Consider the following 14,386-nt stretch of genomic DNA (forward strand, 5'->3'; position numbering starts at 1 on the left):
CGGGCACCCCGGCAATTGCCGGGGTGCCCGCTGCGCGTTTCGTGGCGTTTTACCGGGTCTGCTGCACCTGTGCCCGTGGCCGGCTGGCCTCGTCCGGCCCCGGCGCGCCGGTCCAGGCGTCCGGGAGCGAACTCAGGGCCAGCACGGCGGCCGTCTGCCCGGGCAGGTGGCCCAGGTCGGCGTCCGGGCTGCTGGCGAGCAGCAGCCGCGCGCCGCTGCCCTGCAGGTCCGGCAGCGCCACCGGCCCCGACGAGAAGTTCAGCACCAGCGCCCGCACCTGATCGCCCAGCCGGCGCGTGACCCACAGCAGCGGTCCCTGTGCGCCGGCCTGCAGCTCCGGGCGGCCGGAATGCCGCAGCACCGGGTCCTGACGGCGCAGCGCCAGCAGGCGGCGGTACAGCTCCAGCGCCCGGGCGTGCTCGCCCTCCTGCTGCTGTGGCCAGTCCAGGTGGCTGTGCTGGAAGGTGGCCGGATCCTGCGGGTCCGGCACCGCCTCGCCCTGCAGCGCGGCGCTGAAGGTCTCGAAATGCTGGAACTCGCGCAGCCGCCCCTCGGTGATCAGCGCCCCCAGCTCGGCATTGTGGTCGGAGAAGTATTGGAAGCGGCTGTCGGTCATCCACTCCTGACCCTGAAACAGCAGCGGCGTCATCGGCAGGAACAGCAGCAGGGTGCTGGCCGCCAGGAAGGCCTCGGTGCCGGCCACCTGCTGCAGGCGGTCACCCAGCGCCCGGTTGCCGATCTGGTCGTGGTTCTGGATGCAGTACACGAAGCTGGAGGCGTCCAGCCGGTCGGCGGCGGAGCCGCGGGGATGCGGCGTGCCCAGCGGCCAGTCCTGACCCTCGTACAGCCAGCCCCGGTTGATGCAGCGGGCCAGCTCGGTCACCTTCGGCACGTAGGCGCGGTAGTAGCCGTCGCGCTCCCCGGTCAGCAGCACCCGCAGCTGATGGTGGAAGTCGTCGGCCCACATGCCGTCCATGCCGGTCTCGGTGACCAGTTCCGGGCGGTTGCGGTCGTCCTCGCAGAACAGGAAGTGGCGGGTGCCCAGCTCCGCGCGCAGCTGGTGGACCTGCTGGGCCAGCTCGTGCAGCACATGCAGCTCGCTGTCGTCGAAGATCTCGTGGGTGGCGTCCAGCCGCAGGCCGTCGAAGCGGTAGGTTTCCAGCCAGTGCCGCGCCGCGTCCAGCGCCAGCCGGCGCATCCAGGGGTTGCTGTAGTTCAGCGCGTCGCCCCAGGGGGTCTTGTGCCGGTCGGTGAAGTACTCGGGGCTGTAGGCGCTCAGGTAGTTGCCGTCCGGCCCGAAGTGGTTGAGCACCAGGTCCAGCAGCACCACCAGCCCCTGCCGGTGCGCCTCGTCAATGAAGCGCATCAGGTCGTCCGGGCGGCCGTAGGCGGCGAACGGCGCGTACAGCGCCACCCCGTCGTAGCCCCAGCCGTGCTGCCCGGGAAAGCTGGCCAGCGGCATCAGTTCCACCGCCGTCACGCCCAGCTCACGGAGGTACGGCAGCCGCTCCTGCGCAGCCCGGAAGGTGCCTTCCGGCGTGAAGGTGCCCACGTGCAGCTCGTAGATCACCAGGTCGGAGCGCTTCAGGTCCGGGGCCACCGGCCGCTCGCCGCCGGCGGGCGCCCACACCTCCGCCGGCGCGTGCACGCCGTCCGGCAGGCAGCGGGCGTAGGGGTCCGGCACCGGCTGGCCGTCCAGCTCGAAGGTGTAGCGGCGGCCCGCCCCCACGCCCTCAATGAGCCGCTCGAACACGCCGTCGCCCACCGGCTCCAGCGGCACGGTCTGGTCCGGGCCGTCACCGCTCAGCACCACGGCGGCCCGGCTGGCCTGGGTGGTCCACAGCCGGAACATGGTGCCGGTCTCGGTGGGGAACGCCCCCAGCGGCCAGGTGGAGGGCGTGCCGGCCGGGCCGGTCATTCCCGCGCTCCAGGCACGGAGGGCCGCCGCTGGGCCAGGTCGAAGGTGTTGCCGGCGGCCAGCACATGCAGCCGCGCGTCGAACAGCGAGAGCACCGTGTCGCGCCCGCCGTCCGCGACGTTCGAGCTGCTCACGGTGCTGCCGTCCAGCACCGTCACGGCGCCGCTGCCCAGCACCGAGAACTGTTCACCCTCCACCACGATGGCGGTGTCCTCGTCAATGCCGATGCCCAGCACGCGCGGGTTCTGGGCCACGGCTCCCAGCAGGCGGCCCATCCGGCCACGCTCGGCAAAATGCTGGTCGATGATCACGCCCCGGATCAGCCCCAGGCCCGGAGCCATCCGCAGGTCTCCGATGCGGCTGGATTCCCGGCCGCTGCCGGTGACCAGCATCGTCTCGCACATCGCCGACGCGCCGGCCGAGGTGCCGGCGATCACTCCGCCGCTGGCATAGATCTCGTTGATGCGCTGTTCCACCGGGCTGTCCCCGATCTGGCTGGTGATGCGCAGCTGGTCGCCGCCGGTGAAGAACACCCCGGTCGCGCCGTCAAAGCAGCTGAGCAGCTCCTCGCTGGCCGTCTCGCTGCGCTCGTTGACGTACACCTCGCGGGTTTCCCGGACGCCCAGCTCAGCGAAGACCGGGGCATAGGTGTCGTAGTAGCCTTCCGGCTCGTGCGAGGCGACCGTCATCACCACCAGCCGGCCGGAACCGGTGCGGCGGGCCACCTCCTTGAGAATCTCGCGCTTGCCCTCTTTTTCCTCATGCCCGCCGATCACGATCAGCGAGCCGTTCTGGTTGTTATGCGTCACTGTTGTCTCCTGTGTGTGGGGCCGGGTTCCGCTCCAGGGCCGCCTGAGGGTCCTGCCCGGAGGCCTGCCACGCCACCGCAAAGTTCTGGCTGCTGTGGTCCCAGCCGATCTCTCCGGCCGGCGTCAGCAGGATCAGCCCCGCCTCGCCGCCCACGCGCCGGCTCATGGTGGCCAGCACCTCACCCACCGCCTGATCGGCGGTCTGTTTGCCCAGCAGCTCCAGGGCCTGACGCGCCAGCCCCACCCGCACGATCTTCTCGCCGTCCCCCGAGGCCGCCACCGCGCCCAGCAGGTCGTCAGCATAGAAGCCGGAGCCGGCTGCCGGTGAGTCGCCCACCCGGCCGGGCGGCTGCCCCTCGGTGCCGCCGGTGGAGGTGCCGGCCGCCACGTGGCCGTGCAGGTCCAGCGCCACGCAGCCCACCGTGTCCTCGGCCGGGCTGTGCGCCACCTGCTCAGCCGGGCCGCCCGGCGTGTCCAGCCCCTGCTCGGCGGCAAAGCGGCTGGCATCCTCGCCCACCAGCAGCACCTGCCGCTCGTCCAGGACGCGGCGCGCCACCTCCACCGGATGCGGCACGCCCTGCACGGCCGCCACCGCCCCGATGTCCAGGGTCGAACCGTCCATCACGGCGGCGTCCAGCTGTACGCTGCCGTCGGTGCGTTTCACCGCGCCGTGCCCGGCATTGAAGGTCGGGTCCTCCTCCAGCACGCGGATGGCGGCCACCACCGCGTCCACCGCCGTTCCGCCCTGGACCAGCACCTCACGGCCGGCCTGCAGCGCGTTCAGGCAGCCCTGCCGGTGCGCCTCACGTTCGTCGTCCGAGATGGTCTTCGCGCCTCCGTGCACCATCAGGGCCCAGCGAGCGCCGCTCATGCGGGCCGCTCCACCTGCAGTGAGGGGCTCTGGAACGCCTGGATCTGCTGCCACGCTTCCTCCACCCGGTTCGGCAGAATCACCACCAGGTCGCCCGGCTGGGCGCTGCTCAGCGCGGCGTCAATCGCCTCGGTCTCGTCCAGGATGATCTGGATCTGTTCATCCGGCAGCCCCGCCGCGAGCGCGCCGTCGCGCGTCAGGGAGGCCCCCTCGCCGGCCGGTCGCCCGCGCCGCTCGTCGTCCTCGCGCAGGATCAGCAGATCGAACATGCCGGCCAGCAGCGTGCCCATCTCATGGATGTCCTGATCGCGGCGGTCGCCCGCCACGCCGAACACCCCGATCACCCGGCCCGCCTGTGGCCGCATGGCCCGCACCAGCCCCGAGAGCTGCATCAGGCCGTCCGGGTTGTGGGCGTAGTCCAGCAGCACCCGGAAGGGGTGGCCCTCATAGACGTTGAGCCGCCCCGGACTCTGCTCAAAGGAAGTGGTGAAGGTGCGCAGCGCCTCGCCGATCACGCTGACCGGCACGTCCAGCCCCACCGCAATGGCGCAGGCGGCCAGGGCGTTCTCCACGTTCATCCGCGCCGCGCCGGACAGGGTGGCCGGGATGTCGTTGGCGAGCATGATCGGGTACCGCTGGCCGCCCCGGTACAGCACCACCTCGTCGCCCACCAGGGTCGGTTCGCGCACCAGCGCGATGCCGCCGGCCGCGATGTGCTGCGCCAGATGCTCCGGGTGCGTGACGGCGCCCTCCATCGAGAAGAAGGCAATCTGCCCGCCCGCTTTCTTCACCATCCGGGCGGTCAGCGGGTCGTCGGCGTTCAGGACGCTCACGCCGCTGGGCGACACCACCTCCACCACCAGGCCCTTCACGAAGGCGAGGTCCTCGACCGTCTCGATGCCCTTCAGGCCCAGATGGTCCGGGCGAATGTTCAGCACCGCGCCCACCTGGCACTGGTCAAAGCCCAGGCCCTCGCGCAGGATGCCGCCGCGCGCGGTTTCCAGCACCGCCACCTCCACGGTCGGGTCGCTCAGGATCACCTGGGCGCTCTTGGGACCGGTGGTGTCGCCGCTCATGATGCGTTCGCCCTGCAGGTAGATGCCGTTCGAGGTGGTCAGGCCCACCTGCTTTCCGGCGTGCTGCAGGATGTGCGCCACCATCCGGGAGGTGGTGGTTTTGCCGTTGGTGCCGGTGATCGCCACCACCGGAATGCGGCAGGGCGTGCCGGGCGGAAACAGCATGTCCAGCACCGGAGCCGCCACGTTGCGCGGCGTGCCCACCGAGGGCTGCAGGTGCATGCGGAAGCCGGGGGCCGCGTTGACCTCCACGATGCCGCCGCCGGTCCGGTGCACCGACTGGGTGATGTCGGGGGTGATGAAGTCAATGCCGGCCACGTCCAGCCCGATCATCAGCGCCGCGCGCCGCGCCACCGTGACGTTGTCCGGGTGGATCACGTCGGTGCGGTCAATGGCGGTGCCGCCGGTTGAGAGGTTGGCGGTGTCGCGCAGCACCATCACCTCGTCCTGCTGCGGCACGCTGTCCGGGGTCAGCCCCTGGCGCGCCAGCAGGGCCAGCACGTGATCGTCAATCACGATCTTGGTCATCACCTGCTCGTGGCCGTCGCCGCGGCGCGGATCGAGGTTGGTCTCCTCGACCAGCTGCCGGATGCTCCGCCGGCCGTCCCCGATCACATGGGCCGGCACCCGCTCGGCCACCGCCACCACTTCACCGTTCACCACCAGAATGCGGTGGTCGTTGCCGGGAAACTGCTGCTCCACCACCACGTGGCGGCTGTGCCGCGCCGCCTGCTCGAAGCCCCAGGCCACCCGCTCCGGCGTGGTCAGGTCAATCGAGACGCCGCGCCCGTGGTTGCCGTTCAGCGGTTTGGTGACCACCGGGTAGCCGATCCGCCGGGCCTCGCGCACCGCCTGCTCGGCCGTCAGGACCACCGCGCCGGCCGGCACCGGCAGCCCAGCCCGGTCCAGCAGCAGCTTGGTGAGCGACTTGTCGCCAGCCGTCTCGGTGGCGATGTGGGCGGTCTGCTGGGTGATGCTGGCGCGGATGCGCTGCTGGGAGCGGCCGTAGCCCAGCTGCACCAGACTGTTGTCGTCCAACCGCAGGTGCGGAATCCCCCGGCGCCGCGCTTCATCCACCAGCGAGGCGGTGGTGGGCCCCAGGGCGTGGCGCCGGACCAGCAGGCGCAGTTCCGCCATGTCGCGCTGCAGATCGAAGGGGCTGTCGGTTTCCAGGGTGGTGTTCATGCCGACCGGCATCAGCAGGTCCAGCCCTTCCAGGCCCTGCAGCTCTGCCGGCAGCAGGCTGTTCACCAGCCGCAGCGCCAGCATGCCGGCCAGCAGCCCGACGCGTTCCTCGCGCTGCTCGTAGACCACGTTGTAGCTGCCGGGGCTGCCCCGGACCGAGCGGGTCTTGCCATAGGTGACCGGCAGCCCCGCCAGCGCCTGGAGCTCCAGCGCCACGTGCTCGGTGATGTGCCCCAGCCAGGTGCCGTCCTGCAGGCGCCGCACGAAGCCGCCCGGCTCGCCGTACGAGCAGCCGTGCTGACTCAGCGTGGGCAGCTGCTCCAGCAGCCCCTCGGTGAAGCCGGGCAGCCGGTTGGACGGGTACTCTTCCAGCGCGCCGAGCTGCAGCTGGATGCGGATCATCGGCCGGTAGCCATACAGGTTCGGACCCCGGTAGATCTGTTTTTCCAGCACCTGGAGGGGTGCTGCGTTGCTGGGTAACGCTCTGTGGGTGTTCGGATGCTCAGCGGTCATGGTCTGCTCCTTCACATGCAGCGATACAGCGGCTGAACTGGAGGGTAAACCGTATCGCGCGGCGCTCCTGCTGTCCTGAATGAGGCTCGATTTACTCAGATATGGCGACAGATAGGAGCCTCCTTCAGAAAATGAAGACGCCGGACGGCCAGGGCAGGAGGGGCCAGCGGTACAGCAGGCGAAAATGGCGTCCTGGACGAGGCCGATCATGAACGGTGACGGCCTGCTCTTTTGGATCTCCTGTCAGCGCTGTCCTGCGGAGCCGCCCGGACCATAAGGGAGCAGCAAGCCCCCCTCATGTGGGATCAGATGAAGCCGCGCTATTCCGGTGCTATGGTCCGTTCTTCCAAGCCCTCCGCGGAAACGCTGGACCTGACGCTCCGCGCCGATGACCTGAGCACCACGTATGCCGAACTGCAGATGGTGCATGTGCCGCCGTCCGGCATCATCAGCTTCCCGAACCGCAGCGAGTTCGAGGTCACGCACCTGCCCGGCTCGACCGATGTGCTGTCGACCTCCCGCCGCGTCAGCATTGACCTCACGGTGCTGCGGCAGCGGTTCGGTGATCAGGCCGGGCACCTCTACGGCATCATCGTCCACAGCCAGCCACGGCCGCTGGTCTTCAAGAACATGACCCTGGAGATTCGGAGGCCGGGAGTGGCCGCAGCCGTGCGGCCCCTGACGCTGGCCGACCACGCGGCGCTGCTGGGCGTGTGGTGGCAGGACCGGGCGGGCGAGTGGGACTTCGAGTACAGCGGACAGGTGCTCGACACGCTTAACGGGACCTACCAGAGCATCTATCTGTTGGGCCGGTACGCCGAGCGTTTTGCCGAGCGCTAGGCCCGCAAGAGCCGTCCACATCGCGTAACCGACGCCGGGCCGTAGACGTACTCGATTGTATCTTGAGAGTACTTCTACTGTGACCTAGATTTGCGGTGTAGGAAAAATGAGGAGCAGGTAGAGAGGCTTTGTTCTGAATGAGATTGAGGCGTTACTCCATCCCCAGACCCGCCGTCATCTGCGCAACGAGCAGCGGCTCAGGCAGGCGGCGATCCGGGAGTTCGCACACCACGGATTACAGGGAGCCAAGGTCAGCACCATCGTGGCGGCGGCGGAGTTGTCTCAACCTTCCTTTTACCGCGCCTGGCCCAGCAAGGAGGCGGCATACAGTTCAATCATTGACAGCACCAACGCGCTCTGGCAGGCGGCGGCCGACACCTCGCTGAAGCTCAGCACGGACCTCCCGCTCGTCACGGCCCTGGAACGCGGCGTGGGTCACCTGTTCGACGTCCTGACCACCGATATGGACCTGACCCGGCTGGTGCTGCGGCACAACAGCCAGACCGATCAGCACAGCCTGTACGTGCCGATCTACACTCAGCGCTTCCGGGAGCTGCAGGCGTCGCGTGTCATCGGCCTGCACCACGCGCCCGAACTGCTGGCCCAGGTCTATACCGCCCTGACGGAACGTTTCCTCTATGCGCGCCTCCTGACCGGCGACGCCACTTCCCAACAGGCCGCCCATGAACTGATGTCCGTGCTGCTGCCGCTGCTGCTCGCCGAGGACGGCTTGAGCTGACGTCAGCAGGTGGGCCGGCCTGCTCTCGGGAGCATGCCATGAACCGAATACTGCTCGTGCTGCTGGGCCTGACCACCGTGTCGGCCCAGGCGGCGACCCCTGCCTACACCAAAGCCCAGGCCACCCAGGGCGCGGCCGTCGACAAGGCGCAGTGCGCCCTGTGCCACGGCAGCACTCTTCAGAACGGCGGCGCGCCCAAGCTGGCCGGCTCGGCCTTCCTGCTGAAGTGGGGCAGCAACAGCCTCGACGACTTCCACTCCATCATGTCCACCACCATGCCCCAGACCCATCCGGGCGCGCTCAAGCCAGAGCAGTACATCAATCTGGTGGCCTACGTGCTGCAGCAGAACGGCTTCAAGCCCGGAACCACGGCCCTCAAGGCCGCCAACCTGAAGCAATACACCTTCAGGAAGTGAGGCGCCCCATGAAGAACTTTGCGACCACTGCCGCTGGACTCGCCACCTTCACCGCGCTGCTGGTCGGCATGGCCGGGGCCGTTCAAGGGCCGACCCAGGAGGAGCTCAACAACGCCGACGCCGCCACCGATTCGTGGCTGATGTACAACAAGGGCTACAGCGGCCAGCGGCACTCCCCCTGGACCAGATCAACTCCAGCAACGTCGCCAACCTCAAGCGCGTCTGCACCTTCGACACCGGGGACGACGGCTCGTTCCAGATCACCCCGCAGATCTACAAGGGCGTGGCCTTCATCGCCACCGCCCGCCGCAGCTACGCGGTGGACGCCGTGACCTGCAAGACGCTGTGGGTGAACGTCTACAAACCCACCAGCGCGGAAGTCAACCCGGTCAACCGCGGCTTTGCCATCGCGGACGGCGTGCTGTACCGCGGCACCGGCGACGCGCACCTGATCGCCATTGACGCCGGCACCGGCAAGACGCTGTGGGACAAGAAGGTGGACGACTCGTCGGTGGGCTACTTCCTGAGTGCCGCCCCGATCGTCTGGAACAACAAGGTCTACATCGGGGACGCCGGGGCCGACTGAGGCGTCAAGGCCAAGATGTACGCCTTCGACACCAAGACCGGCAACAAGGTCTGGACCTTCGACCTGATTCCCACCGGCGATCAGCCGGGCGCCGACTCCTGGCGCAAGGCCGACTCCACCGCCACCGGCGGCGGCAGCGTGTGGAGCAGCTTCTCGCTCAACCCCACCACCGGGCAGCTGTACATGTCGGTGGGCAACCCGGCCCCGGACTTTGCCAGCCAGTACCGCCCCGGCGCCAACCTCTACACCAACTCGGTGGTGGCGCTGAACGCCGAGACCGGCGCGCTGGACCACTACTACCAGCAGATCCCGAACGACAACAAGGACTACGACACCGCCGCCGCGCCGGTGCTGTATGACCTGGACGGGAAGCCGCGCGTGGCCGTGGCCACCAAGGCCGGCCACCTGTTCTCCTACGACGAGACCAGCAAGAGCCAGGTGTTCAAGCAGGCCATGATCACCGTCAAGAACCACGAGAAGAACCCCACCGCCGCTGGCCTGCCGATCTGCCCGAACTACTCGGCCGGGTCGCAGTGGTCCGAGCCGTCGTACATGCCCGGCGGCAAGATGTTGGTCGTGAACGCGGTGGACTGGTGCGGCACCGTCAAACTGGGCGAGGTCCGGCTGATCAGGGGGCAGCTGTTCTTCGGCGGGGCCATGTCTCTGGACCCGGCCTCCAAGGCCGTCGGCAACACCATCGCCTTCGACGCCGCGACCGGCAAGGAGATGTGGCGCTAGCACCCCGGGCATCCGCATCGTGAGCGGCGTGACCACCACCGACGGCAATCTGGTGCTCTCCAGCGCGGCCAACGGCACCTTCTATGCGCTGGACGCGACCACCGGCAAGGTGCTGTTCAAGTCCAACATTGACAAGGCCCCGATCGGTGGTGGGGTGGCCACCTACACGGTGGGCAACAAGCAGTACATCGCGGTGGCGGCCGGCAACACCTCCAAGGGGCTGAACGGAGCCAAGAACGTGACGAGCCGCGTCGCCATCTATACGCTCCCATGAGCACCCTCCGTCTGTTCAGAACGGCGCTGCTGAGCGCGCTGTGCGCCGGGTCGGCGCTGGCCCTCACCCCGTCCCTGACGGTCCAGCAGGTGGCCCAGGCGGCGCAGGAAGGCGACGCGATGTTCCACAAGAACGGCGCCTACGTGTGGGGGTCCTACCTGCTCAAGACCTACACCGAGGACATCCGCCTGCGGGTAGATTCGCCCGAGGTGGACGGTATTGCGTTGGGCACGCCCTACGAGCGGCTGCGCTACGCCTCGTTTCTGGCGAGCTTTCAGGACATGGCCCTGACCCCGGCACAGTCGGTCCAGCTGGCGGGGACGCTGAAGAACAAGCTGACCTTCCTGGTGTACACCCATAGCCCCAGAGGCGTGGGGGAGGAGGAGGAGCAGTGGCAGCAGGCCTACCACAGCGGCGACGTCAAGCCCTCCGCCAACCGGGAGCACAGCTACCTGGACGCCTATAAGGCGGCCACACTGACGGTGGGTGGCCGGACCCTGCAGGCCCAGCCGCAGATTGACGGCCCCTACCGGGACCAGTTCACGCTGCCGACCGGGGGCGCCGATTTCCGGTTCCTGGGCGTGGTGCAGTACACCTTCGACCTGACCGGCCTTCCGGCAAAGGGCACCGCGACCCTGCGCTTCTCCGACAGTGAAGGCAACCGCTTCAGCCAGACGGCCCGGCTGGATCAGCTGAAATAAACAGGGGCCGGGTGGGAGGTGAGGAGCAGTTTGCTCCTCACCTCCCGCTGTCTATCAGGCGCTAGCCATTTCGGAGGAGTTCAGAGCACAGTGAGGAACTTGGAGCCCGGATGGAGGGCACCCAGTCGCTCGGGGCCAAAAGGGGAGCGTCTTGAACGATAGAAAGTATGTCAGACGGGGTGCCCTGGTCAGGCAACGAAAAAGCTCCGTTTTCACGGAGCTTTCTTGCTGGTCGAGGCGACAAGATTTGAACTTGCGACCCCTACCACCCCAAGGTAGTGCGCTACCAGGCTGCGCTACGCCTCGTCAACCAGCAAAGGGGAATATAGACGACACAGCGCGTCGGGTCAAGTTTCAGCGTACGCACCCAGCGTGCGGAAGCGCTCAGCACGCTGGCGCTGCAGTTCCTCGGCCGAGAGGTGGCTGAGGCTGTCCAGGTGCCGCGACACTGCCTCGCCCAGGGCCGCCGCTGCCGCCTCCGGGTCCAGGTGAGCGCCGCCCGGGGGTTCCGGCACCACTTCCTCCACAATCCCGAGCCCTCGCAGGTCCTCGCCGGTCAGACGCAGCGCCTCGGCCGCTTCCGGCGCCTTCCCGGCGTCCTTCCAGATGATGCTGGCCGCACCTTCCGGCGAGATCACGCTGTACCACGCGTTCTCCTGGATCAGCACCCGGTTGCCCACTCCGATGGCCAGCGCCCCGCCGCTGCCGCCCTCCCCGATCACCGCGCAGACGGCCGGCACCGACAGCCGCACCATTCGCTGAATGCTCTCCGCGATGGCCCAGCCCTGACCGCGCTCCTCGGCGGAGATGCCGGGGTAGGCGCCCTGGGTGTCAATCAGGGCCACCACCGGCAGGCCGCACTTGTCGGCCAGGTCCATCAGGCGCACCGCCTTGCGGTAGCCTTCCGGATTGCTGCTCCCGAAGCGCCGCCGGATCTTGTCCTTGGTGTCGCGGCCCTTCTGCTGGAGCAGCAGCATCACCGGACGGCCCTGCCAGCGTGCCGGACCGCCGATCAGCGCCGCGTCGTCGCCGTAGGCCCGGTCGCCGTGCAGCTCAGTGAACTCGCTGCACAGCCGCTCCACGTAGTCCAGCGCGGTGGGGCGGCCCTGCAGCCGGGCCAGCCCCACCCGCTCCCAGCGGCTCGGTCCGGCCTGCTGGCGGCGCAGCGTCTCCACCTGCTGACGCAGCGGCGCGGTGGCCGCGCTCAGGTCCTGGCCGGTGCGCTGAGCGGTGGCCTCCAGCTCGTGCAGCCGCGTCTCCAGCTCGCTCAACACCGAGGCGTCGGCACTCATGGGCTCACCGTCAGGCTCGCGGCCGGCTCAGGCAGCGTCAGCGGCTGGTGGGTCAGCACCGACAGCAGCTGACGGATCGTCTCCCGCTGGGCCCGCCGGTCCGTCACCAGGTCCACCATGCCGTGTTCCAGCAGGAATTCGGCGCGCTGGAACCCCTCCGGCAGACTCTGGCGGATGGTCTGCTGAATCACGCGCGGTCCGGCAAAGCCGATCAGTGCGCCCGGTTCCGCAATGATCACGTCGGCGATGGTCGCGAAGCTGGCCGTGACGCCGCCGGTGGTGGGGTCGGTCAGCACGCTCAGGTACGGCAGGCCGCGCCGGCTCAGCTGCTCCAGGGCCACGGTGGTCTTGGCCATCTGCATCAGCGACAGCGCGCTCTCCTGCATGCGGGCGCCACCCGAGGCCGCCGCCAGCACGAACGGCAGTCCCTGCTCGGCGGCGGCCTCCGCAGCGCGCGCGATCTCCTCGCCCACCACGCTGCCCATGCTGCCCCCGGAGAACTCGAAGTCCATGATCGCCACCATCACGTCCAGGCCCATGATCTGGCCGCGTCCGGTCAGGATGGCGTCGGGGCGTCCGGTCTTGCGCTGGGCACGTTCCAGCCGCTGCGGGTACGTCTCGGTGTCCACGAACGACAGCCGGTCCACCGGATGCACCCGCCCCGAGAGCTGCACGAAGGTGCCGGGATCCAGCAGCACTTCCAGCCGGCGGCTGGCGTTCAGGCGGTGGTGGTGCCCGCAGCGCGGGCAGACGTACCGCTCGGCCTCCAGGTCTTTGTTGTAGGTATTTTCCTTGCAGGCCGGGCACTTGGTCCACAGGTCCGGGATGTCGTTGGTCTCGCCGGACTGGGCGCGGCGTCTGCGGAAGAACTTGTCGAGCGCCAAGAGACTTCTCCTTTTCTGCAGGCATTGTAGGGCGTGTGCCGGTGAGATGGCTTGACCCGGTTCAAGGGTAAGCCCGGGAGTGCGGCGGCGCATCCCGACTGTGCGGGATCACCCCCTGTTTTGGTAAGCCCGCACACCCAGCTCAGCGCAGCTTCAGGCGGACTAAAGAGCGCTGGGACGATCTTCGCAGAATCCGCACAAAGCCTGCAACGCTTCTTGGCCGACCGGGATCAACCTGTGCTCAGGAAGAGAGGACGCCCGGAACCGGCGCCCCACAGGAGGAACCACCATGAAGAAGCTCGTACTGACTGCCCTGACCGCCCTGACCCTGACCGCGACCGCCTCCGCCGCCTCGGTGGCGACCATCACCAACGGCAGCGACCTGCAGTCCGGCTATGACGCCCTGTTCACCGAGGCCGGCTGGCAGGCGATCTCGATCCCGCTGACCGACGTGGGCGGCGTTCAGCCGAGCGACCTGAGCATCGCGGCCACCAACCTGCCGGAAGGCGTGACGCTGACCCTGACCGGCTCGGAAGTGGTGGGCAACTCGCTGGTGCTGTACGTGGACACCGAGCGCAGCGACACCAGCACCGCCGTGAATGCCCTGGCCAACGTGAGCCTGATGTCCGGCGGCACTGCCCTGACCGACTTCCAGGTGCCGGTGGTGGGCGTGGCCTACAACCAGTAAGCCGCACAGCAGTGAAGCGGCCTCCGGGAATTCCCGGAGGCCGCTTCACTGCTGTGCGATGGATTCAGATGGGGTGGACCGGCTAGGCGACTCAGGACAGGCGCGACAGGCTGGTGATCAGGGCCTTGAGCGAGTCGGCGAGGCGGCCCTGCAGGAAGGGATTGCCGCCCTGCTGGAACCCGCCGAAGCCGCCGCGGGGGCGCTGCTGGCCCTGGCCACCGGCTGCGCCACTCTGCGGCAGTTGCAGGCGCCCCGTCTGGCCCTGCGGCGCCTGACCTACCTGGCCCGGCCGGCCCTGGAAGCCCCGACCCTGAAAGCCCCCCCGGCCCGCTTGCCGGTCCTGCTGCCGCTTCAGTTCCAGGTCATCGAGCGCGGTGAGCTGGGCGTCGCTCAGGATCTTGTCCTCAATCCGGGTCAGGTAGCCCTGGGCGGTGTTGGCCGGCAGGGTCTTGGCCGTCTGGAGCGCCTTGAGGATCGGCAGCAGCTGGGCCGCCTGGGTCTTGGTGATGGCGGTCTTGGCGTTCTTGTTCAGCTCGCTCAGGCTGCTGACCGTGCGGACCAGGTCGAAGGTGGAGGCCATCGCTGCGTTGCGGGGCGGCTGGCCGGGCTGCCCCGGTGCGGTGGGCGTGGTGCGGGTCTGTGCGCCGGCCATCGGCAGCAGGGCAAACACGGCGCTGGCGGTCAGGACGAGATTGCGATTGTTCATGGGAGATCTCCTTGTGGGGTGAGCAACGATGCTCTCCTGAATGCTGCTGGAATCAGATGAAGAAGCGTCGAAGAAGCTGACAAGACGCCGAGAAAGAAAGAAGCATGCCCGTCAGATATCAATCAGCCTGAGGCAGATAGGAGCGCGCGC

The 14,386-nt window shown here is 68.6% G+C and carries 15 protein-coding genes and 1 tRNA gene; 8 read left to right on the forward strand and 8 right to left on the reverse strand.

Annotated elements, in window-relative coordinates:
- Positions 1-49 precede the first annotated feature (49 nt).
- From treZ to cphA, 4 genes are read right to left on the reverse strand one after another with little or no spacing between them, the layout of a single operon-like run.
- Complete coding sequence (treZ, locus tag ABOD76_RS10590) at positions 50-1,918, reverse strand: malto-oligosyltrehalose trehalohydrolase (protein ID WP_350244800.1); 1,869 nt, start codon at positions 1,916-1,918, stop codon at positions 50-52.
- Positions 1,915-2,727 carry a cyanophycinase gene (locus ABOD76_RS10595; protein WP_350244801.1) on the reverse strand — a complete coding sequence of 271 codons (813 nt, stop codon included), beginning with the start codon at positions 2,725-2,727 and terminating at the stop codon, positions 1,915-1,917. Before ABOD76_RS10595 ends, treZ begins: the two co-directional genes overlap by 4 nt.
- Complete coding sequence (locus tag ABOD76_RS10600; protein WP_350244802.1) at positions 2,717-3,598, reverse strand: isoaspartyl peptidase/L-asparaginase family protein; 882 nt, start codon at positions 3,596-3,598, stop codon at positions 2,717-2,719. Before ABOD76_RS10600 ends, ABOD76_RS10595 begins: the two co-directional genes overlap by 11 nt.
- On the reverse strand, positions 3,595-6,372 hold the full coding sequence (gene cphA / locus ABOD76_RS10605) for a cyanophycin synthetase (RefSeq protein WP_350244803.1): 2,778 nt from the start codon (positions 6,370-6,372) through the stop codon (positions 3,595-3,597). Before cphA ends, ABOD76_RS10600 begins: the two co-directional genes overlap by 4 nt.
- A gap of 333 nt (positions 6,373-6,705) precedes the next feature.
- Between cphA and ABOD76_RS10610 the strand changes: the two genes are divergently transcribed.
- The 7 genes from ABOD76_RS10610 (at position 6,706) to ABOD76_RS10640 (ending at position 10,666) form a co-directional block, all read left to right on the forward strand.
- Positions 6,706-7,212, forward strand: a complete 507-nt coding sequence (locus ABOD76_RS10610; RefSeq protein ID WP_350244804.1) for a hypothetical protein — start codon at positions 6,706-6,708, stop codon at positions 7,210-7,212.
- A gap of 277 nt (positions 7,213-7,489) precedes the next feature.
- The gene (locus ABOD76_RS10615; protein ID WP_350244805.1) at positions 7,490-7,951 is read left to right on the forward strand and encodes a hypothetical protein; all 462 of its coding nucleotides are present in this window, start codon (positions 7,490-7,492) and stop codon (positions 7,949-7,951) included.
- A gap of 38 nt (positions 7,952-7,989) precedes the next feature.
- On the forward strand, positions 7,990-8,367 hold the full coding sequence (locus ABOD76_RS10620; RefSeq protein WP_350244806.1) for a c-type cytochrome: 378 nt from the start codon (positions 7,990-7,992) through the stop codon (positions 8,365-8,367).
- Positions 8,368-8,500: 133 nt separating this feature from the next.
- Positions 8,501-8,953 (forward strand): PQQ-binding-like beta-propeller repeat protein, encoded by a 453-nt coding sequence (locus ABOD76_RS10625; RefSeq protein ID WP_350244807.1) that lies wholly within the window; start codon positions 8,501-8,503, stop codon positions 8,951-8,953.
- 15 nt (positions 8,954-8,968) lie between these two features.
- Positions 8,969-9,691, forward strand: coding sequence for a hypothetical protein (locus ABOD76_RS10630; protein WP_350244808.1), 723 nt, complete (start codon positions 8,969-8,971; stop codon positions 9,689-9,691).
- Between the two features lie 28 nt (positions 9,692-9,719).
- On the forward strand, positions 9,720-9,965 hold the full coding sequence (locus tag ABOD76_RS10635) for a hypothetical protein (RefSeq protein ID WP_350244809.1): 246 nt from the start codon (positions 9,720-9,722) through the stop codon (positions 9,963-9,965).
- On the forward strand, positions 9,962-10,666 hold the full coding sequence (locus ABOD76_RS10640; RefSeq protein ID WP_350244811.1) for a hypothetical protein: 705 nt from the start codon (positions 9,962-9,964) through the stop codon (positions 10,664-10,666). The genes ABOD76_RS10635 and ABOD76_RS10640 overlap by 4 nt, the downstream gene beginning before the upstream one ends.
- A gap of 229 nt (positions 10,667-10,895) precedes the next feature.
- Here the strand turns inward: ABOD76_RS10640 and ABOD76_RS10645 are convergent.
- From ABOD76_RS10645 to accD, 3 genes are all read right to left on the reverse strand, one after another.
- A tRNA-Pro gene (locus ABOD76_RS10645) sits at positions 10,896-10,972 on the reverse strand.
- 41 nt (positions 10,973-11,013) lie between these two features.
- Positions 11,014-11,958 carry an acetyl-CoA carboxylase carboxyltransferase subunit alpha gene (locus ABOD76_RS10650; RefSeq protein ID WP_350244812.1) on the reverse strand — a complete coding sequence of 315 codons (945 nt, stop codon included), beginning with the start codon at positions 11,956-11,958 and terminating at the stop codon, positions 11,014-11,016.
- Complete coding sequence (accD, locus tag ABOD76_RS10655) at positions 11,955-12,842, reverse strand: acetyl-CoA carboxylase, carboxyltransferase subunit beta (protein ID WP_350244813.1); 888 nt, start codon at positions 12,840-12,842, stop codon at positions 11,955-11,957. The genes ABOD76_RS10650 and accD overlap by 4 nt, the downstream gene beginning before the upstream one ends.
- A 289-nt stretch (positions 12,843-13,131) precedes the next feature.
- Here accD and ABOD76_RS10660 point away from each other — a divergent pair, with 289 nt between their 5' ends.
- A complete protein-coding gene (locus tag ABOD76_RS10660; protein WP_350244814.1) occupies positions 13,132-13,530 on the forward strand; it encodes a hypothetical protein in 399 nt (132 codons plus the stop codon).
- 91 nt (positions 13,531-13,621) lie between these two features.
- Here the strand turns inward: ABOD76_RS10660 and ABOD76_RS10665 are convergent, their stop codons facing one another.
- Positions 13,622-14,236 (reverse strand): hypothetical protein, encoded by a 615-nt coding sequence (locus ABOD76_RS10665; RefSeq protein WP_350244815.1) that lies wholly within the window; start codon positions 14,234-14,236, stop codon positions 13,622-13,624.
- Positions 14,237-14,386: the final 150 nt, after the last annotated feature.

Source organism: Deinococcus sonorensis KR-87 (assembly GCF_040256395.1).
Taxonomy (GTDB): Bacteria; Deinococcota; Deinococci; order Deinococcales; family Deinococcaceae; genus Deinococcus; species Deinococcus sonorensis.

Excerpts from the sequence above, each read along its gene's own strand:
- treZ (WP_350244800.1), bottom strand. The coding sequence starts at position 1,918 with ATGACCGGCCCGGCCGGCACGCCCTCCACCTGGCCGCTGGGGGCGTTC.
- ABOD76_RS10600 (WP_350244802.1), bottom strand. The coding sequence starts at position 3,598 with ATGAGCGGCGCTCGCTGGGCCCTGATGGTGCACGGAGGCGCGAAGACC.
- cphA (WP_350244803.1), bottom strand. The coding sequence starts at position 6,372 with ATGACCGCTGAGCATCCGAACACCCACAGAGCGTTACCCAGCAACGCA.
- ABOD76_RS10610 (WP_350244804.1), top strand. The coding sequence starts at position 6,706 with ATGGTCCGTTCTTCCAAGCCCTCCGCGGAAACGCTGGACCTGACGCTC.
- ABOD76_RS10620 (WP_350244806.1), top strand. The coding sequence starts at position 7,990 with ATGAACCGAATACTGCTCGTGCTGCTGGGCCTGACCACCGTGTCGGCC.
- ABOD76_RS10630 (WP_350244808.1), top strand. The coding sequence starts at position 8,969 with ATGTACGCCTTCGACACCAAGACCGGCAACAAGGTCTGGACCTTCGAC.
- ABOD76_RS10640 (WP_350244811.1), top strand. The coding sequence starts at position 9,962 with ATGAGCACCCTCCGTCTGTTCAGAACGGCGCTGCTGAGCGCGCTGTGC.
- ABOD76_RS10650 (WP_350244812.1), bottom strand. The coding sequence starts at position 11,958 with ATGAGTGCCGACGCCTCGGTGTTGAGCGAGCTGGAGACGCGGCTGCAC.
- ABOD76_RS10660 (WP_350244814.1), top strand. The coding sequence starts at position 13,132 with ATGAAGAAGCTCGTACTGACTGCCCTGACCGCCCTGACCCTGACCGCG.
- ABOD76_RS10665 (WP_350244815.1), bottom strand. The coding sequence starts at position 14,236 with ATGAACAATCGCAATCTCGTCCTGACCGCCAGCGCCGTGTTTGCCCTG.